This is a genomic window from Delftia sp. WSY_10 (assembly GCF_043104705.1).
Lineage (GTDB): Bacteria > Pseudomonadota > Gammaproteobacteria > Burkholderiales > Burkholderiaceae_C > Comamonas > Comamonas tsuruhatensis.
In genome coordinates, this window is record NZ_JBICKY010000028.1 from 1 (window position 1) to 1,291 (window position 1,291).

A 1,291-nucleotide genomic window follows, 5' to 3' on the forward strand; every position below is an offset into this window, starting at 1 on the left:
GATGGAGATGCCTACAACCGCGTGCGACTGAAGCAAGGCCTCACGGGCCACAGCCGGGTGCGGGGCCAGTCCTGCCACCGGGCGCTGGCCACGGGCTACACCTTCAGCCTCTACAACTACCCGCGCGGCGACCAGAACCGGCAGTACCTGATCACGGGCCTGAGCTACCACCTCAAGGAGAATCCCCGCGTCAGTGCCGTGGCCCCGGGCGCCAAGGGCAGCGCCGCCGAAGACGGCTCCTTCCAGCGCTACGAACTGCAGGCCCAGCCCACCAGCCTGGCCTTCACGCCGCCGCGCACCACGCCCAAGCCGCGCACCACGGGCCCGCAGACCGCCGTCGTCGTGGGCCCGGCCGGAGAAGAAATCTGGACTGACGAATACGGCCGCATCAAGGTGCAGTTCCACTGGGACCGGCTGGGCAGCAAGGACCAGAACTCCAGCTGCTGGATCCGCGTGGCCACCAACTGGGCAGGACCAGGCTTTGGCGCCATCTCCATCCCGCGCATAGGGCACGAGGTGGTGGTGGACTTCCTCAACGGCGACCCGGACTATCCCATCGTCACGGGCTGCGTCTACAACGCGGCCAACATGCCGCCCTGGGCGCTGCCGGCCAACGCCACGCAATCGGGCATCAAGACCCGGTCGAGCAAGGGCGGTGCCGCAGGCGCGGGCATGAAGAACGGCCCGGGCGACGCCAACGCCATCCGCTTCGAGGACAAGGCGGGCGCCGAACAGCTGTGGCTGCATGCGCAAAAGGACCAGCTCACCGAGGTCGAGAACGACGAGGACAAATGGGTGGGCAACGACCGGCGCAAGACCATCGACCGGGACGAGACCAGCGTCATCCACCGCGACCGCACCGAGACCGTGGACCGCGACGAGACCATCACCGTGCACAACAACCGCACGGAGCGGGTGGACCACGACGAGAAGATCAGCATCGGCGACAACCGCAATGAAGACGTTGGCATCGACGAGAACATCTCCATCGGCAAGAACCGCAGCAAGACCATCGGCAAGACCGAGACCGACAAGATAGGCCAGAACTGGCACGTCACGGTCGGCCTGCTCAAGACCCAGACCATAGGCATGGCCTACATGCAGAACGTGGGTGGGATGAAGATGATGAACATCGGCGTCAACTACATGGAAAACATCGGCGTGGCCATGCAGACCCATGTGGGCATGAACCAGAGCCTCACCGTGGGGCAGGAGCGCCAGGTCAAGGTCGGCAGCAAGCAAAGCACCGAAGTGGGCTCGCAGTACTCGCTGACCGTGGGCGGTGGTGGCG

At 65.5% G+C, this 1,291-nt stretch carries 1 protein-coding gene; it reads left to right on the forward strand.

Annotation, left to right across the window (positions count from 1 at the left end; translation table 11 throughout):
- The coding region (locus ACF8ML_RS12655; RefSeq protein ID WP_392407211.1) for a type VI secretion system Vgr family protein at positions 1–1,291 on the forward strand (1,291 nt) is incomplete at both ends.